Raw genomic sequence first — 23,502 nt, forward strand, 5'->3', positions numbered from 1 at the left:
TGTGGGGGGCCCCCCCCCCGGGGGCGGGGGCACCACCACCACGGACTAGGAAAGGATAAACATGGGAGCCCAGATTCGGGTCTACCGCCAGAAGATTGCCTCGACCTCGTCGATGGGCAAGATCTTCAAGGCGATGGAACTGATCGCCACTTCCCGCATCGGCAAGGCACGCAGCCGTGTTTCGGCTTCAATGCCCTACGCCCGTGCGATCACCCGTGCCGTTTCTGCCGTCGCGTCCCAGTCCGAGGTCGAACACCCGCTGACCACTGAGCCGGAGCAGGTCCGCCGCTCGGCCGTGTTGGTGATGACCTCCGATCGCGGCTTGGCCGGTGCCTATTCGGTCAGTGCGATCAAGCAGGCAGAATCGTTGATCGAGCTGCTGCATGGCGAAGGTAAGGAAATCAGCACCTACGTCGTCGGCCGCAAGGCCCAGGCATACTTCGACTTCCGCAACCGTGAATACACACGGGTGTGGACCGGGGATACCGACGCTCCGAAGTTCGAAACCGCTCAGGAGATCGGCGAGGCGCTGTTGGAGGCCTTCAATACGCCGTACGAGGAAGGCGGTGTGGAGGAAATCCACGTCGTTTTCACGCAGTTCAAGTCCATGGTCCTCCAGGAGCCGACGGTCATCCGTCTACTGCCCTTGGAAGTCGTGGAGGAAGAAGTGCGACACGAGAGCGATCTGCTGCCGCTGTACGAGTACGAGCCGGAACCGGAACAGGTTCTGGACGCACTCCTGCCGCGCTACATCGAATCCCGCATCTTTGCAGCCATGCTGCAGGCGGCCGCATCGGAACTGGCAGCCCGCCAGCGCGCGATGAAGGCAGCCGGGGACAACGCCAACGAGTTGATCAAGAAGTACACGCGACTTCGGAACAACGCCCGTCAGGCCGAGATCACCCAGGAACTGTCGGAAATCGTGGCAGGCGCCGACGCGCTCAGCGCGTAGCAGCCGGCCGATCACCATTTACCCCCACGCTCTAGAGATACAAGCGAAGTGAGAGAGATGACTGCCCAACTAAACGAGCAGGGAACCGCCGCCGCAGCCCCGGGTGCAACCGGGCGCATCGCGCGCGTCACTGGCCCGGTCGTCGACGTCGAATTCCCGGCCGATGCCCTTCCCTCCCTGTACAACGCCCTGACCGCAGATATCACGCTTAACGGCGAGACCCATACGGTCACCTTCGAAACCAGCCAGTACCTTGGCGACGACCTGGTCCGCGCGATTTCGCTGCAGGCCACCGACGGACTCGTCCGCGGTGCCGTCGTCCAGGACACCGGCGCCTCGATTTCCGTGCCTGTCGGCGACGTCGTCAAGGGACACATCTTCAACGTGCTCGGTGAACCGCTCGACGTTCCTGCGTCCGAGCTGGAGATCACCGAACGCTGGCCCATCCACCGCGGGGCGCCGGCCTTCGCGACCCTGGAAGCCTCCACGGAGATCCTCGAAACCGGTATCAAGTCCATTGACTTGCTCACCCCCTACATTCAGGGCGGCAAGATCGGCCTGTTCGGTGGTGCCGGTGTCGGCAAGACCGTGCTGATCCAGGAAATGATCACCCGTGTGGCCCGGAACTTCGGTGGTACCTCGGTCTTCGCCGGTGTTGGCGAGCGGACCCGTGAGGGCAACGACCTCTGGGTTGAAATGGAAGAATCGGGGGTCCTGAAGGACACCGCCTTGGTCTTCGGCCAGATGGATGAGCCCCCGGGAACCCGTCTGCGCGTGGCCCTGTCGGCTCTGACCATGGCGGAGTACTTCCGCGATGTGCAGAACCAGGACGTGCTGCTGTTCATCGATAACATCTACCGCTTCACGCAGGCAGGTTCCGAGGTGTCGACCCTGTTGGGCCGCATGCCCTCGGCCGTGGGCTACCAGCCCAACCTGGCGGATGAGATGGGTACCCTCCAGGAGCGCATCACCTCCACGAAGGGCCACTCCATCACCTCGATGCAGGCCATCTACGTGCCCGCGGATGACTACACCGACCCGGCACCTGCCACGACCTTCGCGCACTTGGATGCGACCACGGAACTCTCCCGTGAAATCGCCTCCCGTGGCCTGTACCCGGCCATTGATCCGCTGACGTCGACCTCGCGCATCCTGGACCCCCAGTACGTGGGCCAGGAGCACTACGACACCGCAGTTCGGGTCAAGTCGATCCTGCAGAAGAACAAGGAACTCCAGGACATCATCGCGATCCTGGGTGTCGACGAACTCTCCGAAGAAGACAAGATCGTCGTCTCGCGGGCCCGTCGTATCCAGCAGTTCCTGTCGCAGAACACCTACACCGCCAAGCAGTTCACCGGCGTTGACGGCTCGACGGTGTCGATCAAGGACACCATCGAGGGCTTCAAGGCCATCTGCGACGGCGACCTGGACCACATTGCCGAACAGGCGTTCTTCAACATCGGCGGTCTGGACGACGTCGAGCGCCAGTGGGCCGAGATCCAGGGCAAGAGCAAGTAGCCATGGCCGAACTCGAAGTCGAAATCGTTGCCGCGGACCACTTCGTGTGGTCCGGGGCAGCGTCCCTGGTCAAGGCACGCACCAGCGATGGCGAGATCGGCGTCATGCCCGGGCATAGCCCGGTCCTGGCGGTTCTCGCGGCAGGCGAGCTGGCCATCGTGCCCTCAAATGGTGAGCGGTTCACGGTCCAGGCCGACGGCGGTTTCTTCTCGGTCGACAAGGACCGGGTTGTTATCGTGGCTGACAATGCGCAGCTCGACGATACCGCCACGGTAGGAAACCGATAGTCCGCCCTTGAAAGACATCGGCATTCCCGTCATCATTCTGGCTGTTGCCTTGCTGTTGTTCTTGATGATGTTGGGTGCCATGGGGTTGCGTCGCCATCAATTGCGGCGTGCCCTGGGTACCTTCGACGCCTCCATCTCCACGTCTTCAGGGAAGTGGATGATGGGGGTTTGTCGTTATACGGGGACCGATCTGGAATTTCTTCGGCTATTTTCGGTCACACCGGTGCCCCTGTACCGGTATGCCAGGACATCGCTGGAACTCATCGGGTGGCGGGAATCCGAAGGCGAGGAACGAATCCGTATCCAGCCGGGGGCAGTCGTTGTTGACCTGACCGCGGAAGGCGTACCGATCCTCCTGGCCATGGACTATGGCTCCTATACGGGCCTCCGCAGCTGGATCGAAGCCGGCCCGGTGGCCGGTGTCGGCACCTGGCGCTGATCCTGCTCACACCCCGGACCGAAGAATGGCGCGCATCCCGTGAGTACGGGGTGCGCGCCATTCTTATTTCGGCTGGCTGACCGGCCGGTGGCCGGGCGGCCCTCTAGATTCCTGTGACTCCCGTGGCCTGGGGGCCCTTGGCACCCTGGCCGATCTCGAACTCGACCCGCTGGTTTTCCTCCAGCGTGCGGAAACCGTTGCTCTGGATTTCCGAGTAGTGGACGAACACATCGCCGTCAGCCTCGTCCGGCGTGATGAAGCCGAAGCCCTTCTCAGCGTTGAACCACTTCACGGTGCCCTGCGCCATGTATATCTCCTCATTGATGTGAAACTAACCGCACACGGCGTCTTGCCGCGTCCGGACGGTACCGAAGTGAGAAGACGCCGACGGGGCCGGCGGTGCTTCACACCCGCAACCTGCTTTGCGGGCATGTATATGACCAACACAAAGACTGAGTTGATCATCACACATCAATGTGAGGTATTCAACGACAAAAGCCCATGTGGCCGGGGATTACCCACGATTCGGAGCCAGTTCGACCCCATCGCGGTAGACCTTCAGGAGCCGGAAATGGCGATCCACGATCACGGCGTCGGCGCTGAAGCCGATGCCCAGGGCGCCGACCTCATCGGTGAGACCCACCAATTCGGCGGGTACCGAGGTCGCTGAAAGCACCGCCTGCTCGAGGGGCACACCGCCCTCGACGGCGCTGCGGACCACATCCAACATGGTGGCGGTGCCACCGGCGAGGGAGTTTCCTTCGGCCAACCGGGCGGCGCCATCGGAGACCACGACGTCCTGCGGGCCCAGGGTGTACTGCCCGTCGGGCAGGCCGGTAGCGGCCATGGAATCGGTGACCAACACGATGGCTTCGGGGCCCAGCAGCACGAACATCGCCCGGACGATCGCCGGGTCCAGATGCACGCCATCGGCGATCAGCTCGACGACGGCCTTGCCAGCGGCAGCAGCCTCGAGGCAGGCGGCTACCGGGCCGGGGGAGCGGTGGTGCATCGGGGGCATCCCGTTGAACAGGTGGGTCACGGTGGCGCGTTCGGTATAGCCATCGAAGCCGGCCGAGGAGAGTTCCTCGACGGCCACGTCGAGGGATGCGGTGACCGTGGCCGCGTCGGCGTTGGTATGCCCGAGTGAAGGAAGGACTCCGTGGGAAACGAGCTGCTCCACCAAGGCGTCGGAGCCGGCGAGCTCTGGAGCGTAGGTCATGGTGCGCAGCTGGCCCCTCGCGGCGGCGACCAGTTCGTCGACGAAGGCAGGGTCGGGAGCAGAGAGTAGTGAGGGGTCCTGGGCTCCACAGCGGACGGTGGAGAGGAACGGGCCCTCGGCGTGGATTCCGGCGATGACCTCGCGTTCGGCGAAATCGGCCAGCACTGTTGCGGCGGAGAGCATATCGGCCCGGGTGGCGGTCACCAAGGAGGCGAGCAACGTCGTCGTCCCGGAGGCGTGCAGAAAGTTGATGGATCGCGCTGCGGCTTCGGCGTCACCGCTGGGGAAGTCTCCGCCCGCGGCCCCGTGGCAATGGACATCGACGAGCCCGGGCAGGATCGTCGCCCCGGAGGGCAACTGCACATCGGGATGGGAGGAGGAGTCCGGCCAGTGGGCGAATTCCTCGGCGGTGCCGACAAAGACGATGCGGTCGCCTTCGAAGGCGATCACGGCGTCGTCCAGGATGCTACCTCCGGTGACGGCACGGCCGCGCAGTGACAGCCGGGTGGGTTCTTCGGTTGAAGTCATGCCCCCAGCATAGTTTCTGCCCGGCGGGCGACCTAGATGGGGGCCGCGGGTGAAGCTGGACTCCGCTGGAGTCGGGGACTCAGAACAGCCGGGAAGCGCTGTCATCGACCCCACGCATGGCGTCGTAATCCAGGGTCAGGCATTCGATTCCGCGGTCCGTGGCCAGGGTGCGTGCCTGGGGTTTGATCTGCTGTGCCGCGAAGATCCCGCGTACCGGTGCCAGCAGCGGATCCCGGTTCATCAGTTCCAGATAACGGGTGAGCTGTTCGACGCCATCGATATCGCCACGGCGTTTGAGCTCGATCGCCACGGTCGAGCCCTCGGCATCACGGGCGAGGATATCCACCGGCCCGATCGCTGTCATGTATTCGCGGCGTACGAGCTTGAATCCCTCGCCCACGGTATGGATCTGTTCGGCCAGCAGCCGCTGCAGGTCGGCTTCGACGCCATCCTTGATCAGGCCGGGATCGGTACCGAGGTCATGGCTGGAATCGTGCAGGACCTCGTGGATCCTGATCACCAGGTGGTCGTCGACCTTGGAGTGTTGGACACGCCAGGTCTCCACGACGCCCTCGGCTGCGGCATCCTCGTCGGCCGGGGCGATATGCATGGTCGCCGGTGGGCTCATCCAGTTCAACGGCTTATAGGAGCCGCCGTCCGAGTGGATGAGGACGGAGCCGTCGGCCTTGACCATGAGCAGGCGGGTCGCCAACGGCAGATGGGCACGCAGACGGCCCAGGTAATCGACTGAGCAACGAGCTATCACTAAACGCACATCCAGCACTCTACCGTCCGATCCGGTAGCTGGCATTCCCGGAGGAGCGATAGAAAGCGATACGATCACGAACATGCCCCGTTCCAACCGCTCGCGCCGTCCCCAGCGTCAGGCCCGCCCCAATAAATGGGCGCACGCCGATCAGCGTCGGGACGGGGAGAACGAGGGCTTCAAGGGCCCGGGCCTGTCGATTCCGTCGTTGCAGAGCGCACCGGATGGCCAATGGCATGTGCGGCGTATTTCGGCCGCCCGGGCCGGTAAGAACTACACCTGCCCGGGGTGCCATCGCACGATTGATCCGGGGATTGAGCATATTGTCGCCTGGCGGGCGGACCATTGGAGCGGCGAGGAGGCTTCGGCAGCTTCGCGGCGCCACTGGCACCTGAAATGCTGGAGCGGCCGCAGCTTCCGCTACTAAAGGAGGCCCCTCATTCGGAGGCGATTCGGCAGGGCGTGCGGAGAAGCGGGGCGTGCGGGGGACTAGCGCCGTTCCTGCCGGGCCATGAAGACCTCGCGGATCAGTAGTATCGCGGAAGCCGCCAGCGGGATGGCCATCAGGGCGCCGACGATGCCCATCAGCGTCCCCCCGGCGATGACGGCGATGACGGCGACGGCACCGGGAACCGCGACGGTGCGTTGCATGACCCGGGGTGAGATGAAGTAGGCCTCGAACTGCAGGTAGCCGAAGTAGAAGATGGCATAGACCACCGCCGTCTCCCAGCCCACCGTCAGGGCGATCAGTGACACCAGGATCCCGGCAATGACGGCCCCGACCAGGGGGATGAAGGCCAGGACGACGACGACCAGCGCCAGGAGCAGCGAATAGGGGACGCCGACGATCGACATGATGATGAAGGCGTAGAGGGCGTTGAGCAAGGCAACAATGGCCTGACCCATCACGTAGTTACCGACGCTGTTGGAGATCTGCTCGGAGAGCAGTTCCACGCGTTCGCGTTTGGAGCGCGGGGCCAACCGATAGAACCAGGACTTGAGCCCGGGCAGTGCCGCCAGGATATAGATGGCCAGTACCAGCACGATCAGCGTACCGAACAGTCCTTGGGCTACGACGCTGCCCACCCCGATGACCCCGCCGAAGACCCCTCCCAGGGCATCGGTGTTCTGGAAGAACTTATCGACTTCTTCGGTGATCCGTTCGCGGACCTGGAACTGTTCATCGACGGTGGTGAAGAAATCGGAGTTCAGGAAGCTGTCGACGATATCCGGGGCCTTCTCGACGAAGGCGGTGGTCTGCTTGACGATCGTGGGGATGAGGATGCCCACCGCTCCACCGAAAATGACGGCCAGCAACAGCATGGCCGCGAGCACGCCTACCGGGCGGGGGACCCGGTGGCGTTCCAGATACCTGACAATCGGATCCAAGCCCAGAGCGATGAACAGCGCGATCGCGATCCAGACCAGCAACGAGCCGACGTTGGTCAGGATGAAGTAGAGCAGCAGCGCCAATCCGACGCCGACACTGAACATGAACCCGGTAAAGACCGGATGGCGGACCCCCGGGACGCCGATCGCGGGTTCAGGGCCGTCGCCGTGATCCGATGGAGGGCGGTTCGAATCCGCAGTGGTGATCTTCAGGAAGCGCAGCAAACGACTCAGGAACGACGGCGGCCGTGTTTCGGCGGCAGCGGTCCCCGAGCCGGGGGGCTGCTGGGAAGCGATGCTCTCGGCGCGCGGACCATCCGGTACACCGTCGTCGGTGCCGAGGGTGGATTCGCCGTCTTCCGGGGTGGCGTTGCTCTCCTTCATCACGAGCTTGAGCCTACCTTCCGGCCGCCACTCAGCGGGTGTTTCCCCTCCGGGGGACTAACACATCACGTGCTCCGGAACACAGGTGGGAACCGCTGGGGTAACCGATTCGTTATCATTGGAGTGCGGTCAGGCTGCAACTGTGCCCGACCACAACCGAGGCCGATCATCGACCCCCATTTTTGTTAGGTGTAATTACGTGCGAATCTTCATTGCTGCGATCTCCATATTATTGGGCGCCCTGGCCCTGGTGGTGGGGATCGGGCAGCGGACCTTCTGGGCACCGCCCGAGACCGTGACGGCGACTGTGCAGACCGAACTGAAGGATGCTCCGCTGACCGTGGTCGAGCCCGGTGCCGCGGAAATCGAGGACCGTCCAGTTGATGTCACGATCGAAGCCGACGGTGAGTTCACCGCGGCACTGGGGCGTAGTTCCGACGTCGACGCCTGGGTCGGCAAGGCAGCCCATAACACCATTTCGGGTATCGATAGTGAAGCCATGTCCCTGACGGCCGAGCATTCCAAGGGAGAGGCCAAGGTCCCGAACCCTAAGAACTCGGACCTCTGGGTCGCTTCCGAATCCGCTGATTCGCATATGGTCCACCGCTGGACCGAGCCGGATGAGGGCGATTGGTCGCTCTTGCTGGCCGCTGACGGGACGAAGGCCGCTCCCACCGAAATCACCGTTTCTTGGGAGAACGACGCCACCGCACCGTTCTCGATCCCGCTGATCATCGTCGGTTCCCTGCTGGTCCTCTTCGGCCTGGCCACCGTTCTGGTCGGACGCCGTGGGCGAGGACAAGGCCCGGAGGGCTCAGGCTCCACCGGCGGCGGTTCGACGGCCCCGACCGCAGGCTCAGGAACCGGCTCATCGACGCTCCAGCGCACGGCTACGGTCGTTGCTGCGGCAGCATTGGTCCTGATTCCCGCGGGGCCGGCTTCCGCTGCCACCAACAGTGCCTCGGACTCTCCTTCCGAATCCAGTGTGGCGCAGGACCAGGAAGGCGCGGGGTCCTACGCCGTGCTGCAGGAAGACCAGCTTGACCGTATTCTGGAATCCATCTCGGATACCGTCTCCAGCGGGGATAAGGCACGCGATGCCAAGAAGCTGACGGCCCGTGTCGGCGGGGATGCCCTGTCGTTGCGCAAAACCAATTATTCCCAGCGAAGCGACGGATTGAAGATCCCCGCACCGGGCACCGTGGCTGCGGCGCCGATCCGTTCGGCAGCGGTGACCACCACGACCAAGTGGCCGCGTACCGCGATGATCGTGACGCAGGCCAAGGACGCGAAGATCCCGCGGGTTCTGGTGCTCAAGCAGGATGATCCCCGCGCGAACTACAAACTCATCAATGAGGTCTCCATGCTCCCCGGTTCGGAGTTCCCGGGGTTGGCCGTGGGCGATACCTCGGTGCGTACCTTGGGCGTCAAGGACGGATCGCTCATGTCGCCTCCGGCGACGGCTGCCAAGGATCTCGCGACCTTCCTGGGTGATGCGAAGTCCAAGAAGAAGAGCCAGTTCGCGGAGAGCGCCTTCATCACGGCCACCCAGAAGGGACAGGCCAAGGAGATCAAGGAAAATAAGAACGCCAAGATCAAGTACGAACATGCTGTCGACGCGAAGTCCCTCGAGGTGCTATCCACTCCCAACGGCGGCGCGCTGGTCAGCGGTCAATTGACGAGCACCATGACGGCCACCCCGAAGGAAGAGGGAGGCACCGTGAAATTGGATGACGCCAGCGCCAAGCTCGCCGACGCCAAGACCACCAAAAAGGGTGTGGTGACCACGTCCGCCGAGCCCGTGGTCTTCTATATCCCCGGGAAGGACAGCAAGGACAAGATCCGCCTCATTGCGGGGGAGTCGGCCTTGGTGTCTTCCAAGGTGAAGTAGTCCTCGTGGTCCACGGCAGCCCATTGGGCACCCGAACGAGGCAGACCATAAGGTAGGGGCATGAGCAATACCGAACCAGCAGCAGCTTCCAGCCGCGGCGCCGTTGATCTCTCGGGACTCGGCGCCCAGAACCCGCAGGCCGCCCAGGTACCGGGCGCTGAGCACGCCCCGGCAGCGCCGGGCGGGCCGCCACCGCCCGCCGCAGAGGGGGCGACGTGGGCCGCCTCGGTGAACCAGCAGGAATTCACCCAACTGGTCCAAGTCTCCAACACGGCGCCCGTTGTCGTCTCGCTGGGCACCGGTGCTTCCCCGGCCTCGGCGAAGTTGGACGCGACACTGCGCGACCTCATCGACGGCTATGCCGGCCGACTGGTCCTGGCGTTGGTGGACACCGACCGGGAACCGGCAATTGCGCAAGCCTTCAGGGTCCAGCAGGTCCCTGCCGTGGTGGCCTTGCTCAATGGCCAGCCCGTTCCGCTGTTCCAAGGCGACGCGGCCCCCGAGCAGATTGCTTCACTGCTGCAAGAACTCCTCCAACTCGGGGTCCAGCACGGCGTCACCGGGACGGTGCCGCCCTTCGGTGCGCCCCAGGCGGAGCAGCCGGTTCCGCCCCTGCACCAAGAGGCGATGGACGCCATCGACGCCGGAGACTATGCCGGGGCCATTGCCGCCTACCGTAAGGCATTGGCCGAGAAACCCAACGACGACGATGCCCAGACCGGACTGCAGCATGTCGAGCTACTCCAGCGCACAGCCTTCTCCGACCTCGATTCGGCTCGTAAAGCAGCAGCTGACAACCCCGAAGGCATCGACGAACAGCTAGCCGTCGCCGATCTGGATGTCCTGGGAGGCCATGTCGAAGATGCTTTCGCCCGGCTCGTTTCCTTGGTGGGGCGCACAGCAGGGGAAGACCGTGAGCGAGTCCGTGCCCGGCTGGTTTCGCTGTATGCAGTGGTCGGAGCCCAGGACGAGCGTGTCGTGAAGTCACGACAAAAGCTGGCGCGCGTCCTGTTCTAGCAATAGCCTCCCGCGGCGCGGCTCGGCGGGATCTACCCCTGAAGGCTGACGGGGTGATTCAGCCATGAGGATGATGCCCGCGGCAGGGGCCCACTGTTAGGTTCGGAGCATGAACTCCGAACTCAACCCGTCGACGGCCCCCGCCATCAGCCTGCGTGGCCTGGGCAAGCGTTACGGCCAGAAGATCGCCGTCAACGGGATCAGTCTGGATGTGCCCTCAGGCTCCTTCTATGGACTCGTCGGCCCCAACGGCGCCGGCAAGACGACCGCGCTCTCCATGGCCACGGGGATGCTCCGCCCCGATGCCGGACAGGCATGGGTCCATGGGGTGGACGTCTGGAAGGAGACGCGCCGTGCCAAATCACTGCTCGGTGTTCTGGCGGACGGGGTTCGGCTCTTTGACCGGCTCAGTGGACGCCAGCTGGTGACCTATGCCGGTCTGTTGCGCGGTATGGATGCCGCCACCGTGGACGAACGAACCGATGACCTGTTGCGGGTCCTGGACCTGTCCGACGCCGGCGGGAAACTTGTCGTGGACTACTCCGCGGGCATGACCAAAAAGATTGCCCTCGCCACCGCCCTGATTCATTCACCGCGAGTGCTGGTCCTTGACGAACCCTTCGAGGCCGTCGATCCGGTATCGGCGGCGAATATTCGGGACATCCTCGCCGACTATGTGGGCCACGGAGGAACAGTTGTGGTCTCCAGCCATGTAATGGACCTGGTCCAGCGCATGTGCTCCCATGTCGCGATCATTTCCGACGGCAACCTGCTCGCCGCCGGAACCGTGGACGAGGTCCGCGGTGAGGGAAGCCTCGAGGACACCTTCGTGAACATGGTCGGTGGCCGGGCCGAAGGAGGAGGGCTCTCGTGGTTGCACACCTCCTGAAGCTGAAGCTGGCGCTGCTGCGCAACGGTTTCAAACGCAGCCCGTGGCAGCTCGTGGGCGTCATCATCGGGGGGATCTACGGCCTCGGGCTGGCGGTGCTGCTCTGCGTGGGGATGTTCGCCCTGGGCGACCAACCCGCCGAATTGATCACCACCGTCGTCGTGCTGGCCGTCTCGCTGATCACCCTGGGCTGGGCAATTATCCCGGTACTGCTCTCGGGAGTGGATCTGACGCTGGATCCCTCACGGTTCTCGGTCTACCCCATCCCGCCGCGGCAACTGGTGATCGGCCTGCTGCTGAGCGGTTTCATCGGTGTCCCAGGGCTGGTGATGCTGCTGCTCTTCGCCGGTCAGGGACTGGCCTGGCGGGCCAATGCAGGACTGGCGCTGGTCGGCATCCTCTGCGGCATCCTGGCGGCGCTCAATGCCTTGGCCGTCTCCCGGCTGGCCGTCACCGCAGCCACGGCGCTGACGTCGAACCGGCGGTTCCGTGAACTGGGGATGATCCTGCTGTTCGTGCCGCTGATCATGCTCGGGCCCATCCTCCAGACGGCGACAGAAGGGCTCGAAGCGGGCCTGGGCTGGCTGCCCGATATCTCGGCGGTACTGGCCTGGACGCCGCTGGGCGCCTTCGCCGCCGTCCCGGGGGACATGGCCATCGGGGCCTGGGGTCTGGCGGCCGCCAGGCTGGTGCTTTCGCTGGCCTATCTGGTGGCGATCATCTGGGCGTGGAAGACGGTGCTCGCCCGGGCCCTGGAAACCCCGCCCCAGCAGTCGGGCGGGAGCCGCGCCGTTTCCGGCCTGGGCGTCGCCTTCCGGTTGTTCCCGGCCACCCCATGGGGTGCGGTGGCCTCACGGTGCCTGACCTACTGGATGAAGGACCCCCGCTACGCGATGAGCATCATCTTCGTTCCGCTGGTCCCGATACTGATCTGGTTCTGGTCCTCACAGGGTGGCAATTACACGGCCATGCTGTACTTGGCCCCCATCATCGCCGTGCTGCTGGCCTTCAGCATCTCGGCGGATATCTCCTATGACAACACCGCGTTCTCGCTGCACGTGCTCACCGGACTGCGCGGATTCGACGATCGGCTGGGACGGGTGGCCGCCTCGGCGGTCTTCGCCGTGCCGATCGTTCTGCTGGCCGCGATCCTGCCGGCGGCGTTGCTGGGGGAAACGGCACTGCTGCCTGCCATCCTCGGGCTCTCGCTCGGGGCCCTGGGAACCGGCTGGGCGGTCTCGAGCATCGCCTCGGCCCGCTACACCTATGCGGTCCCGCTGCCCGGGGACAACCCGATGAAGACGCCCCCGGGTACCGGGGCCCGCATGGCCGTCACTCAGCTGGCGACGTTCGGGTCCACGATCGTCCTGATGCTGCCCGAAATCATTCTGCATATCGTCTTCCTGGTCACCGGGCAGGAGCTCTACGCCTGGCTCGTGCTGATCGCCGGCGTCGTTCTCGGGGCCCTGATGCTGGTTGCGGGACTGCGGATCGGCGGACGCTGGTTCGATTCCAGGACCCCGGAACTGATGCAGGCCACCGTACTGAACCGTTAGGGACGTGGGGAGTTGGTAGACTGGGGGGCATGACGATGCCTGCAGATCCGTTTGAAAACGACCCCAACGACCCTGGCCAGGGCGGCGGCACCGCGACCATTGAGCGTGAAGAGCTGCGCGAACACATCGAGCCTGGTGATAGTGAGCGTTTTGCTCACTATGTGCGTAAGGAAAAGATCATGGAGTCGGCGTTGACCGGCGAACCAGTGATCGCGTTGTGCGGCAAGGTCTGGGTTCCGGGACGGGACCCGAATAAATTTCCTGTCTGCCCGGAGTGCAAGGAAGTCTACGAAGGCATCCGTTCCCCGAAGGATGGCGGCGGCAAGGACGACAAGAAATAGGCCTCCGCTGGTAGAGGGCCGCTCCTGCTCCAGGGCGGGCGGCGGCAGGGCAAGGTGACGTACCGATCAGGTGTCGTCCCGTGTCGGTGGAACGGGCCGTGTGCCGACCGCCATAAGATTGTTTTTTCTTTCCGGCCGTTCGCGGCCGATTTTTCCTGCCACCGAGTATTTGAGGAGGTTGGCTGTGGGCGATGCCCTGTTCAGTCTGGGCGAGTCCATGCCACCGGCATATCCGGAACGTGCGGCGTGGGGAACGGCAACGAAGCTACGTCAGTGGCAGGCCGAAGCGTTGGAGAAGTACTTCGAAAGCAAACGTCAGGACTTCCTCGCCGTGGCGACCCCCGGCGCCGGCAAGACGACCTTTGCCCTTCGTGTTGCCGCGATGCTGGTCGAGGCGGGAACCATCAACCGGATCACCGTCGTCGCCCCGACCGAGCACCTCAAGAGCCAGTGGGCCGATGCCGCAGCACGAATCGGCTTGGCGCTGGACCCGAACTTCAAGAACGCAGACGGGCGCCACGGAGCCGATTTCATCGGCGTGGCCGTCACGTACGCCCAGGTGGCCAGCAAGCCGTTGCTGCACCGGGCCAAGACCGAAGCCGCCCGCACCCTGGTCATCCTCGATGAGATCCACCATGGCGGTGACGCCCTGAGCTGGGGCGACGGTATTCGTGAAGCCTTCGAACCGGCGACCCGTCGCCTGGCCCTGACCGGGACTCCCTTCCGCTCCGATACAGCGGCCATCCCCTTCGTGGAATACATCGAGGACGCCGAGGGCATCCGTCGTTCCAAGGCCGACTACACCTACGGCTATGGCGACGCGTTGAAGGACCACGTCGTGCGACCCGTCATTTTCATGGCCTATTCCGGCCAGATGCGCTGGCGCACTTCGGCGGGGGAGGAAATGGAAGCCCAACTCGGGGAGGGCTTCACCAAGGACATCACTGCCCACGCGTGGCGGACGGCATTGAACCCCGACGGCGAATGGATTCCTTCGGTCCTCGCTGCCGCGGACCGCCGGTTGACCGAAGTGAGGCATACCGTTCCCGATGCAGGCGGCCTCGTCATTGCCACGGACCATGCCGACGCCAAGGCCTATGCTGCCCAACTGAAGAAGATCACCGGAGAGAAGGTCACCACGATCCTCTCCGACGATGCGAAGGCGTCCTCCAAGATCGAGGCCTTCACCGAAAGCAACGACCGCTGGATGGTGGCGGTGCGGATGGTCTCCGAGGGGGTTGACGTTCCACGCTTGGCCGTCGGCGTCTACGCCACCTCGACCTCGACGCCGCTGTTCTTCGCCCAGGCCGTTGGACGTTATGTGCGTTCGCGTAAACGCGGTGAAGTCGCCTCGATGTTCCTGCCGTCCGTGCCGATCCTGATGGCGTTGGCGAACCAAATGGAACTCGAGCGGGACCATGCACTCGATCGGCCCGAGAAGCATGTGGACGACCCGGATTTCATCCCCGAGGAAGATCTCATGGACGAGGCCAACCGCGAGGAGAAGGCCTCCGATGAACTGAATAAGCAGAAGTTCGAGGCCCTGGACTCCCGCGCATCCTTTGACCGGGTCCTCTACGACGGCGGTGAATTCGGAACAGGGGCCATGCTCGGTTCCGAAGATGAACAGGACTTCCTGGGCATCCCCGGTTTGCTCGACGCCGATCAGGTGGGGGCACTGTTGCGTCAACGCCAGCAGGAACAAGTCACCCGCCGTGGTCGCAATAACGGGGCGCCCGCGGCCCCGGCTGAGGAACAGTCAGTCACCGACCACCGCCGACTCACCGAACTACGCAGCCAACTCTCCAAGAACGTCTCCGCGTGGGCCGCCCGCACCGGGACGCCACACGGGGTAGTGCATAACAAACTGCGCGAAGTGTGTGGCGGACCAGCTGTCGCCCAAGCCAATGCGGATCAGCTCACCCGGCGCCTGGATAAGCTGCAGGGCTGGTTCGTCGGCAAGCGCTGAGACTCGCCAGGGTTTCACGGACACGACGGTCAGGAGAACAGCATCGATGTCTGAACGTCCTCGTTTAGTTCCCGCCAGCTATGTCGTTTTTCGTCGTGCCGATCAGGTCTTGCTGCAATTGAGACAAGGCACCGGATACATGGACGGCTGCTGGGCGGCGGCCGCTGCCGGTCATCTCGAAGCGGGGGAGTCCGCCGTCCTGGCGGCAGTGCGCGAAGCCCAGGAGGAACTGGGGATCACTATTGATCCAGAGCAACTGGTCCCGCTGACCACGATGCACCGCTCCAACGGGGCAACAGCTCTGGACGGGCAACGGGTGGATTTCTTCTTCAGCTGCGAGTTGTGGCACGGAGAACCGCGGCTCATGGAACCTGATAAAGCTGCCGATCTGGGCTGGTTCCTGCTGGATGGCCTACCTCATGCAACGGTTCCGCACGAACGCTACGTCCTGGAACGTCTAGCAGCGGGCCTGCCGAGTCTGACGACGTTCGGCTTCGACACGGTTTGAGACGACGCGGCGGATGCTGCTATTCCCCGGTGGTCCCGTCGAGGCACTCGCGGAGCAGGTCGGCGTGTCCGTTATGTCGGGCGTATTCCTCGATGAGGTGCAGGAAGATCCAGCGCAGCGTCACGGCTTCGCCATCCCGGCGACGAACCGAGACCTCATCCAGGGACTCATGGGCCCGCGCGATCTCGCGGCTGGTCGTGATGGCTTCGTCCAAGACGGAGACTTCGTGGCGGACTTCCTCCGACGCCGTCGCCGCCAGCGGATCGAACCCATGATGGTCACCATCCGGGTTTTCTGCCGTGCAGTAGAGATCTGATGGATCGCGGTCGGCGAAGACGTCGGCGAACCAATAGCGCTCGACCTCCGTGAGGTGGCGGAGCAGACCACGCAGGCTCAAAGTCGAGGGCGGTACTGCTCGCTGGCCCAACTGTTCCGCGCTCAGACCAACGCACTTGGTCAGCAAGGTCGCTCGATGGAACTCCAGCCACGCTTCAAGGGCCCGCCGCTCGTTGTCATCGAAGGGCGGATCGGTGCGTTCGGGGGCCGTGGAGCAGGGGAGAGGGTCCATCATCCGACGCTACACGCACCGCGGCAACCACCCAGGAAAGAGCAACACAAAAAAGCCGAAAGATCCGCATTGCTGTTGTTGACACCCGGAATTCACAGGCAGATACTGCAAAAGTGACCCGCATCACCGAGCCACGTGGCCGCATGATGATTATTGTGCTCTACAGAAGAAGCCGAAGATGTCTTCACCAACGTCACCCCCCACCAAGGTCAAGGTCGAACTGGACCGGGGTTTGAAACCAGATATCGGCAAGATCGGGCTGCTCTTTACCGGCGTCGGCTCCATCATCGGCTCCGGATGGTTGTTCGGAGCTTTTGAGGCGGCGTCCTTGGTCGGCCCGGCTGCGATTATCTCGTGGATCCTCGGGGCCGTCATGATCATCATCGTCGCCCTGAACTACGCCGATCTCGGTGTCATGTTCCCGGTCGCCGGGGGCGTCATCCGGTTCCCGCACTACTCATTCGGATCCTTCGCCAGCTACACCAGCGGTTGGATCACGTGGCTGGCGGTGGTGGCAACGGTGCCGATCGAGGTCTTGGCCGCGGTGCAATATGCCTCCAGCTATCTGCCATGGCTGATGCACACCGTGGATGGCACCCTCGTGCTGACCGGTGGGGGCATCGCCGTGAGCGTTGTCTTGGTGGCGGTGTTCTGTGTCATCAACATGTTTGGCGTCAAACTCTTCGCCCGGTTCAACAATGTTTTGGTCTGGTGGAAACTCGGCGTCATTCTGCTGGTTATCGTCGTGCTCGGCATCCTGGCCTTCCATCCGGGACACTTCCACGAAGCGCGGTTCGGTGGTTTCATGCCCCAAGGAGTAGGCCCGATCTTCGCGGCGCTTCCTGCCGCCGGCATCGTGTTCTCCTACCTGGGGTTTCGTCAGGGGGTCGAGTTCGCCGGTGAGACGACGAATCCGCAAAAGAACGTGCCCTTTGCCTTGATCGGATCGATCGTGATCACCGGGATCATCTACGTGCTGCTGCAGATCGCCTTCATCGGTGCCGTGCCGGACAGCATGCTTTCCAACGGATGGGCGGGTCTCTCGTTCACCAACGATGCCGGCCCCTGGGCAGAGATTGCGATAGTGCTGGGTGCGATGTGGCTCGGCATCATCCTCTATGTTGATGCGGTGGTCTCTCCTGCCGATACGGGCCTGATCTACACGGCCCTGTCGCCCCGTCTTTCCTATTCTCAAGCCCGGGTCGGCAATGCCCCGTCGGCTTTGCAAAAACTGAGTAAGCGGGGAGTCCCTTGGGTCGGGCTCTTGGTGATGTTCGTGGTCGCCTGCTTCATGTTCCTCCCGTTCCCTTCCTGGGCGAAGCTCGTCGGCTTCATCACCACCGGCACCGTGCTGTCCTTCGGCAGTGGACCGGTCACCGTGGCGGCCTTGCGCCGTCAACTACCGGATCAGGACCGCCCCTACCGGCTCCCCGGAGGAGATGTGCTTCCGTTCCTCGGGTTCCTGTGTGCGAACCTCATCGTGTACTGGACCGGCTGGGATACGAACTGGAAGCTGTTCCTGGCGGTGGCGATCGGCTACATCGTCCTGAGCCTGCACTACGCTTTTAGCGACCGGAGCAAGATCCCGCCACTGCAGATGAAGTCCGGGTGGTGGATGCTCCTGTGGATGGGTGGCTTGGCCTTGTTGAGTTGGATCGGTCACTACGGCGATGGGTCGCTGGATCTCTTGACCTTCGGCTGGGGTGAGCTCGGAGCCCTGGTTCTGACGGCGATCGTGTTCTGGGTGGCCGTGACGCGGCGTTTGTCACCACAAGAAGTCGTCGACAACGTCGAGCGCACCCATATGGTGGACCCCGGGGCAGGCGACGAAGCGGAGTCGACCAATAAGACCCAGTAGGTTCTCACCGCTGGAGGTTTCGAGGCATGAAGCCTCGGCAAGGGCAAGAAAAAGCCCCACCCCTACTGAGGAGCGCGAAAGCCTTTTGGCACGAGTAACCAGCGGGCCGGACAGCTCCAGATGGTGCGCATGTTTCCTGACAACGCGGACACCGTGCTGTGGATCTGTGAGCCCGTTGGCGGCGAACCCGCCGAAATGCTGCCTGAAGGCATCAGCGGTCTCAGGGTTGTGAGCAGTCTTAAGACGACTCACTGACTTCGCATCTCGACTGGATATGTACTGACCTCGCCCGACACATCGCTCGGGCAGGCACCGTTTCGGGCCAGCGGCTCGGGGATGAATTCGGCGACGGGAATTCAATCGAGTTTACTTCCCATGAGTTCAACGTTCCTATCCTCAGATTCCGCGCCGTGGGGTCAGTGGCCAATCCCCGTGCAGCCGCCGCATTCGATGCCTTGGCATCCACACTGAGGACAGAAGAAGAACGCAATATCCAGGAATCGGACATTCTGAGAGAGGACCGGGGTTGGTTCGCCGAAACTTCACCATCGAAGACAGGTTACAGGCCTTGGCCGACTGGGGCGGTTCAGGGCAGGACATATGAATTGTCCAGCCGAACGTGCCCCGGGTACGCCCGTCGCGAACTCGCCCAAGCCCCTACCGGAGGAGGTAATAGGATGGCCCGTCCGGGGTAGTGGGCCTCATGACTGAACCCGCAGCGGCGTAGCAGACGTTCTCGCCGTATCGCTGTCGTTAGACAGCTCGATGACATCCCTGGCGGTAGAGGGAGGAACATGGTTCGAGCAGAGACTTTCTCTGGGCCGATTCCTGAGCGGGGGACAGCCATCGTTGTCGGCGCCTCGCTGGCTGGTTTGGCGCTATCCATTTCATTGGCCAGATCTGGACTGGCAGTGAACGTCTTTGAACGGGCAGCGGAGGAACGCAACGGTGGGACTGGCCTCCGGCTCTGGGCTGGGATGGGTGAAACCATACGTCGGAGGGACGGTTCTGGGTTTTCGGCGCCGACGATTGCCTCTATCGCTTCGTCAGGTGTCCCAGGGCCCGAGGGGTGGGCAACGGTCCGTCGCAGACTGGCCGATGCCGCTGCCACGGAACCCGGGATATCGATCCACTATGAGAGCGAAGTAGTGGAGATCGGGCAAGACGCAGAAACCGCATGGATCAAGGATGCCAGCGGCAAGGTCCACGGAGCAGATATTCTCTTGGGCGCTGACGGGCACCGCAGCATGGTGCGGCGCAGCGTGGACCCGTCCCATCCAGACGCCACCTACGCTGGCTATACGATCTGGACCGGAAAAGCCCCCTACGAAGCGGCGCCCGGCTGGGCCGAGGGCCACAATCACATGGATATGATCACCCTGCCCCACGGGGACGGGGCGATGATCGTGGGGGAAACGAGGACCAACGGCGAACCGCGGAGATATTTCTGGCAGTGGTACGACCCCACCAGCGACGACTACTTGCATGAATCCGGTGCACTGGTGGAAAACGTCTCCCAGCACTCCTTGGTCAACGAGGGAATCGCGGCCTCGAAATACGAGGACATCCACCGCCGTGCCGGGCATTGGCCGGCGCCCTGGGACCAGATTGTGCGTCATAGTGTCCATCGGCGACAGGTTATCGCCACACCGATCGCCGAATACGTACCCCGACGTCTGACGCGTGGACGGATCGCGATCATCGGCGACGCAGCGCATGTGCCCTCACCCATGACCGGCGCCGGATTCGATACCGGGCTGGGTGATGCCGAGACGCTGGGCGAGCTCACTGACCACGGTGTGGTGGGGCGACGGGGCGTCGAAGTCCTCAAAACGTATGAGAAGCAGCGATTGCGGACTGCGCAACGAATGGTCAGGTCAGGTCAGGGCTTTGGCCGGAGCCTGCTGAACCACCCGAACCACTGAGCAGGGAAGCAGTTTTCAGCCGATTCCGGTAAAAACTCAGTGAGCGGTGAACCAACCCTTGACCATGCTGTAGAAGCGCTGCCGCTGCCGCTTTCTGCGACGTTGGGTCGATACGTGGTCGGGGTTTTGGTCCCGTAGGTACTTCAGGAAGATATGGGCGGTCTGATCGTTCTTCGCGCCGGAAACAGGTTGGCCTATTGATCCAAACATTGCGCGTCACCTCCAAACGGCACGTGGAAGTCGGGTGCCGTTGAACCGAGCGTACACGCTCTATTTCGAATCAACCATGGTGAGATACCTGGGGGATCGTCCGCCTAACTCCTGGAGGAGAGGAGGGGGACTGCCAGGGTGAAGACCAGGATGCCCAGGGGGTTCAGCCAGAATTCCTGTTTGAGCAAGCGGACTCGAAGTTGTGCAGAGGCCACAGCTAGGGAGTAGGGTCCACGGCCAGGTTCGCGGCGAAGGTGATGCCCTGGACGAGGATCTCCGCCATCAGGCCGGCCACGGAGAGGAACTTGATGAAAACCAGCGCCCACCGCCGGTCCCGGGGGAAGCGGACACCGTCCAGGTAGTTTCGAATGAACTTCGGTGGCCGGAGGTAAATGGCTGCATCAACGGCAGAACCAGGGCGAGCAGGGCCGTGGGCCACCAAGGCGCCGTCGGACCATGCGAGGAGTGCCCCCAGATAGGCGAAGTAGATGGCTGCGGCGGACTCGGTCGCCGGGGAAGTAGACATGCCATGTTCTTCCAAAGTGCATAAGAGCTGCGAGGTCTGGGCGCTGGATCCCGGAGAACCTGTCTGCTCGGCAACTTTGCGCACGGAGGTTGTCGTGAAGCTGCTTTCGAGAAAGAGTGCTTCCGCTGCCGTCATGATTTTCCGTTGAGGTATTTGACGTTGGGAACCACCGCATTGAACGCGTTCGCTGGACATGTTCAGTGGCTGAGCAAAGACGCTAGCCGCAGGAGCTCGGTACAAGGCTGGAAGACTAGGCTCATGAGGCTTGCTTCGGCTGTCTCGTAACGCATAGCCTCCTCGGTCGAGGCAGAATGGCTCGGCGCTTATGGGGTGTACGTACTCAACGGGCAGGACGGGGCGCAGCATCGATCGAGAGAACATCGACCCGGTCTCCAAGGACGTGTTGCCCTTGTCATCGGCATGGATATCGACGCGGGCCTGCTCTCCCTGGAGACTACGGTTTCGGTGATGCTGCCGGAAATGCAGGTCCGAACCGCTATCGACCAGGTGATGGTGGGGCATTTAGTGGTCATGAACAGTGGAATTGGTTTCCAAGGGTTCGCAATCGTGGAGGGGCCCGGCGCCGACCGCGGGCAGGAAATATTGGCCAGACCAAGCCGTGTGGCCTGGGCCGAAGCCCCGATCGACGGTGATGGTCAGATGGCCTGGAGGGGGCCCGGATCTTTGTGGCGCTTGGATGGAAAATCGACAATACGTCCTGATCGATCTCGTAGGGGTCCCCGTCGTGAAGATACTGCACATGAAGAAGCGCGAGATCACCGTCGGCTGGAGCTGGTCCGAGTGTCTTACGGGTTGGGTGATCGACGGCCCGGCTGCGCGAAGTTGATCATTACGGTGCCACCTCAGAACATGACGTGCCGCTCGGGGGCCCTGATATTGTCGACAGGTATATGACTGATGTCACGTCGGTCGCCGTCGCAAACCTGCCTCGGTTCACTCGCACTACCGGACACTGCCGGGTTGTTCAACGCCAGGTGTCCGCGATAGCTCACCAAGGAGGGGAGAACTTCATGGGTTCCCTGATACTCATGATCATTGGTTTGGCCGTCATGGCGGCCGGCTATCTGGTCTACTCCAAGTTCCTCGCGCAGAGGGTCTATAAACTCGACATCAGTTTCGTGACGCCTGCGCATGAACTCAAAGACGGCGTGGACTACATGCCCACCAATAAGTTCATTCTGTGGGGCCACCACTTCACCTCGGTCGCCGGTGCCGCACCCATCGTCGGGCCAGCGATTGCTGTGATTTGGGGCTGGCTTCCCGCCTTGCTCTGGGTCACTCTGGGCACCGTCTTCTTCGCGGGAATGCACGATTTCGGCACCCTATGGGCTTCGACGCGCAATAAGGGACGGTCCATCGGGGCTTTGTCCGCCCGCTACATTGGCAAACGTGGAGCCAATCTGTTCCTCGTGGTCATCTTCCTGGTGCTGCTGATGGTGATCGCGGCCTTCGCCGTCGTCATCAAGAACCTGCTCATCAGCACGCCGGGAGCTGTCATCCCCGTCTGGGGCGCCATCGTCGTTGCCCTGCTGGTGGGCGTGGCCGTCTACCGGCTGCGCTGGCCGCTGCTACCCGTCACCGTCGTCGGCGTCGTCGTCCTGTACGCACTGATCGTGGTGGGGGACAAGATGCCAGTGGTTCTGCCGGAATCCATGCTCGGCATGTCCCCGGCCACCTTCTGGATCCTGGCGCTCTTTGTGTACGGGGCGATCGCTTCACTGCTGCCGGTATGGGTTCTGCTGCAGCCGCGCGACTACATCAATGGCGTCCAGCTCTTTGTCGGTTTGATCCTCCTGTTCGGCTCGGTCCTGCTTGCCACGCTATTCTCCGCATCACCCCCGGACATTGTGGCGCCAGCCATCAACATGAACGTTCCCGACGGAACGCCGAGCATGATTCCGTTGCTGTTCGTCACCATCGCCTGTGGCGCCATCTCGGGCTTCCACGGCATGGTCGCCTCCGGGACGACCTCGAAGCAGCTCGATAAGGAAACGGACGCCCGTTTCGTCGGGTACTTCGGTGCCGTCGGTGAGGGGCTGCTCTCACTGGGTACGATCCTCGCGGTCATCGGTGGCTTCAAGTCCGTTGCCGAATGGAACGAGATCTACAGCGAGTTCGGTGCGGCAGGGGTCAACGCCTTCGTCGAAGGTGGCGCAACGCTGATGCAGAACGGCATCGGCCTTCCGGCTTCGCTCAGTGCCACGGTATTGGCGACCATGGCAGTGCTCTTCGCTGCGACCACCATGGATACCGGAATGCGGCTACTGCGCTTCGTGGTCCAAGAGGCAGGTGAGGCATTCAAGCTGAAAATCGGCAAGATCCCGGCAACCCTGATCGTCGTGGTCCTCGGTCTGGGACTGACGTTCTCACAGGGTCTGGGGGGCGAAGGCGGACTGCGCATCTGGCCACTGTTCGGAACCACGAACCAGCTGATGGCCTCGCTCAGTTTGTCGATCATCGCGGTCATTCTGATCCGTAAGGGGCGCAACCCCATCACGGCACTGATTCCGCTGGTGATCATCTTCGTCATGGCCTTCTGGGCCGCGATCGAACAGCTGGGTAGCTTCACCGATCCGGCCAACCCCGACTGGATGCTCTTCGCACTGGACGTCATCATCATCGTGGCCAGTGTGTGGGTCGCCGTCGAAGCGATCCTGGCCATGCGCAACGCCAGGACGATGGTGCCCGAACATGAGGGCGCCGATGCTGAGATGGCGGCGACGAGGGAAGACCTCTAA

General features: G+C 63.0%; 21 protein-coding genes. 15 read left to right on the forward strand and 6 right to left on the reverse strand.

The features are described from left to right. Positions 1-61 precede the first annotated feature (61 nt). The 4 genes from FM101_RS08510 to FM101_RS08525 are packed head-to-tail and all read left to right on the forward strand — an operon-like array spanning position 62 to position 3,196. Positions 62-952 (forward strand): F0F1 ATP synthase subunit gamma, encoded by an 891-nt coding sequence (locus tag FM101_RS08510; RefSeq protein WP_086998320.1) that lies wholly within the window; start codon positions 62-64, stop codon positions 950-952. A 57-nt stretch (positions 953-1,009) separates the two neighbouring features. After that, the gene (gene atpD, locus FM101_RS08515; protein WP_086998324.1) at positions 1,010-2,470 is read left to right on the forward strand and encodes a F0F1 ATP synthase subunit beta; all 1,461 of its coding nucleotides are present in this window, start codon (positions 1,010-1,012) and stop codon (positions 2,468-2,470) included. Positions 2,471-2,472: 2 nt separating this feature from the next. Then, positions 2,473-2,757: a F0F1 ATP synthase subunit epsilon gene (locus FM101_RS08520; protein WP_086998327.1), complete on the forward strand. Its 285-nt coding sequence runs from the start codon at positions 2,473-2,475 to the stop codon at positions 2,755-2,757. A gap of 7 nt (positions 2,758-2,764) precedes the next feature. After that, on the forward strand, positions 2,765-3,196 hold the full coding sequence (locus FM101_RS08525; RefSeq protein WP_086998330.1) for a DUF2550 domain-containing protein: 432 nt from the start codon (positions 2,765-2,767) through the stop codon (positions 3,194-3,196). Between the two features lie 103 nt (positions 3,197-3,299). On the opposite strand, the gene FM101_RS08530 is transcribed toward FM101_RS08525, so the two are convergent. The 3 genes from FM101_RS08530 to nucS form a co-directional block, all read right to left on the reverse strand. Continuing rightward, positions 3,300-3,503 (reverse strand): cold-shock protein, encoded by a 204-nt coding sequence (locus tag FM101_RS08530; protein ID WP_086998333.1) that lies wholly within the window; start codon positions 3,501-3,503, stop codon positions 3,300-3,302. A 207-nt stretch (positions 3,504-3,710) separates the two neighbouring features. After that, positions 3,711-4,946, reverse strand: a complete 1,236-nt coding sequence (locus FM101_RS08535) for an N-acetylglucosamine-6-phosphate deacetylase (protein ID WP_086998336.1) — start codon at positions 4,944-4,946, stop codon at positions 3,711-3,713. Between the two features lie 79 nt (positions 4,947-5,025). Beyond that, positions 5,026-5,721 carry an endonuclease NucS gene (nucS, locus tag FM101_RS08540; RefSeq protein ID WP_086998720.1) on the reverse strand — a complete coding sequence of 232 codons (696 nt, stop codon included), beginning with the start codon at positions 5,719-5,721 and terminating at the stop codon, positions 5,026-5,028. A 73-nt stretch (positions 5,722-5,794) separates the two neighbouring features. On the opposite strand from nucS, the gene FM101_RS08545 reads away from it, so the two are divergent. Beyond that, a complete protein-coding gene (locus tag FM101_RS08545) occupies positions 5,795-6,139 on the forward strand; it encodes a hypothetical protein (protein WP_245806661.1) in 345 nt (114 codons plus the stop codon). A gap of 62 nt (positions 6,140-6,201) precedes the next feature. On the opposite strand, the gene FM101_RS08550 is transcribed toward FM101_RS08545, so the two are convergent. Then, on the reverse strand, positions 6,202-7,485 hold the full coding sequence (locus FM101_RS08550; protein ID WP_086998338.1) for an AI-2E family transporter: 1,284 nt from the start codon (positions 7,483-7,485) through the stop codon (positions 6,202-6,204). A gap of 199 nt (positions 7,486-7,684) precedes the next feature. Between FM101_RS08550 and FM101_RS08555 the strand changes: the two genes are divergently transcribed. The 7 genes from FM101_RS08555 to FM101_RS08585 all read left to right on the forward strand — a co-directional run bounded on the left by FM101_RS08555 (position 7,685) and on the right by FM101_RS08585 (position 15,656). Beyond that, complete coding sequence (locus FM101_RS08555; protein ID WP_086998341.1) at positions 7,685-9,376, forward strand: hypothetical protein; 1,692 nt, start codon at positions 7,685-7,687, stop codon at positions 9,374-9,376. A gap of 60 nt (positions 9,377-9,436) precedes the next feature. Continuing rightward, positions 9,437-10,393, forward strand: coding sequence for a tetratricopeptide repeat protein (locus FM101_RS08560; RefSeq protein ID WP_086998344.1), 957 nt, complete (start codon positions 9,437-9,439; stop codon positions 10,391-10,393). A 109-nt stretch (positions 10,394-10,502) separates the two neighbouring features. Continuing rightward, positions 10,503-11,282: an ABC transporter ATP-binding protein gene (locus FM101_RS08565; protein WP_086998347.1), complete on the forward strand. Its 780-nt coding sequence runs from the start codon at positions 10,503-10,505 to the stop codon at positions 11,280-11,282. After that, positions 11,264-12,838 (forward strand): transporter, encoded by a 1,575-nt coding sequence (locus FM101_RS08570; protein WP_086998350.1) that lies wholly within the window; start codon positions 11,264-11,266, stop codon positions 12,836-12,838. The genes FM101_RS08565 and FM101_RS08570 overlap by 19 nt, the downstream gene beginning before the upstream one ends. A 29-nt stretch (positions 12,839-12,867) precedes the next feature. After that, on the forward strand, positions 12,868-13,179 hold the full coding sequence (locus FM101_RS08575; RefSeq protein ID WP_086998353.1) for a DUF3039 domain-containing protein: 312 nt from the start codon (positions 12,868-12,870) through the stop codon (positions 13,177-13,179). Positions 13,180-13,396: 217 nt separating this feature from the next. Beyond that, positions 13,397-15,148, forward strand: coding sequence for a DEAD/DEAH box helicase (locus FM101_RS08580; protein WP_428844153.1), 1,752 nt, complete (start codon positions 13,397-13,399; stop codon positions 15,146-15,148). 46 nt (positions 15,149-15,194) lie between these two features. Beyond that, a complete protein-coding gene (locus FM101_RS08585) occupies positions 15,195-15,656 on the forward strand; it encodes an NUDIX hydrolase (protein ID WP_086998359.1) in 462 nt (153 codons plus the stop codon). Between the two features lie 19 nt (positions 15,657-15,675). Here the strand turns inward: FM101_RS08585 and FM101_RS08590 are convergent, their stop codons facing one another. Then, positions 15,676-16,224 (reverse strand): DinB family protein, encoded by a 549-nt coding sequence (locus FM101_RS08590; RefSeq protein WP_086998362.1) that lies wholly within the window; start codon positions 16,222-16,224, stop codon positions 15,676-15,678. A 178-nt stretch (positions 16,225-16,402) separates the two neighbouring features. Between FM101_RS08590 and FM101_RS08595 the strand changes: the two genes are divergently transcribed. Next, on the forward strand, positions 16,403-18,082 hold the full coding sequence (locus FM101_RS08595; protein ID WP_086998365.1) for an APC family permease: 1,680 nt from the start codon (positions 16,403-16,405) through the stop codon (positions 18,080-18,082). 977 nt (positions 18,083-19,059) lie between these two features. Next, the gene (locus tag FM101_RS08600) at positions 19,060-20,007 is read left to right on the forward strand and encodes an FAD-dependent monooxygenase (protein ID WP_342744376.1); all 948 of its coding nucleotides are present in this window, start codon (positions 19,060-19,062) and stop codon (positions 20,005-20,007) included. 427 nt (positions 20,008-20,434) lie between these two features. Here the strand turns inward: FM101_RS08600 and FM101_RS08605 are convergent, their stop codons facing one another. Continuing rightward, positions 20,435-20,743, reverse strand: coding sequence for a hypothetical protein (locus FM101_RS08605; protein ID WP_143269254.1), 309 nt, complete (start codon positions 20,741-20,743; stop codon positions 20,435-20,437). 1,031 nt (positions 20,744-21,774) lie between these two features. Here FM101_RS08605 and FM101_RS08610 point away from each other — a divergent pair. Continuing rightward, a complete protein-coding gene (locus tag FM101_RS08610; RefSeq protein ID WP_086998374.1) occupies positions 21,775-23,502 on the forward strand; it encodes a carbon starvation CstA family protein in 1,728 nt (575 codons plus the stop codon).

Source organism: Arthrobacter rhombi (assembly GCF_900163545.1).
Lineage (GTDB): Bacteria > Actinomycetota > Actinomycetes > Actinomycetales > Micrococcaceae > Arthrobacter_H > Arthrobacter_H rhombi_A.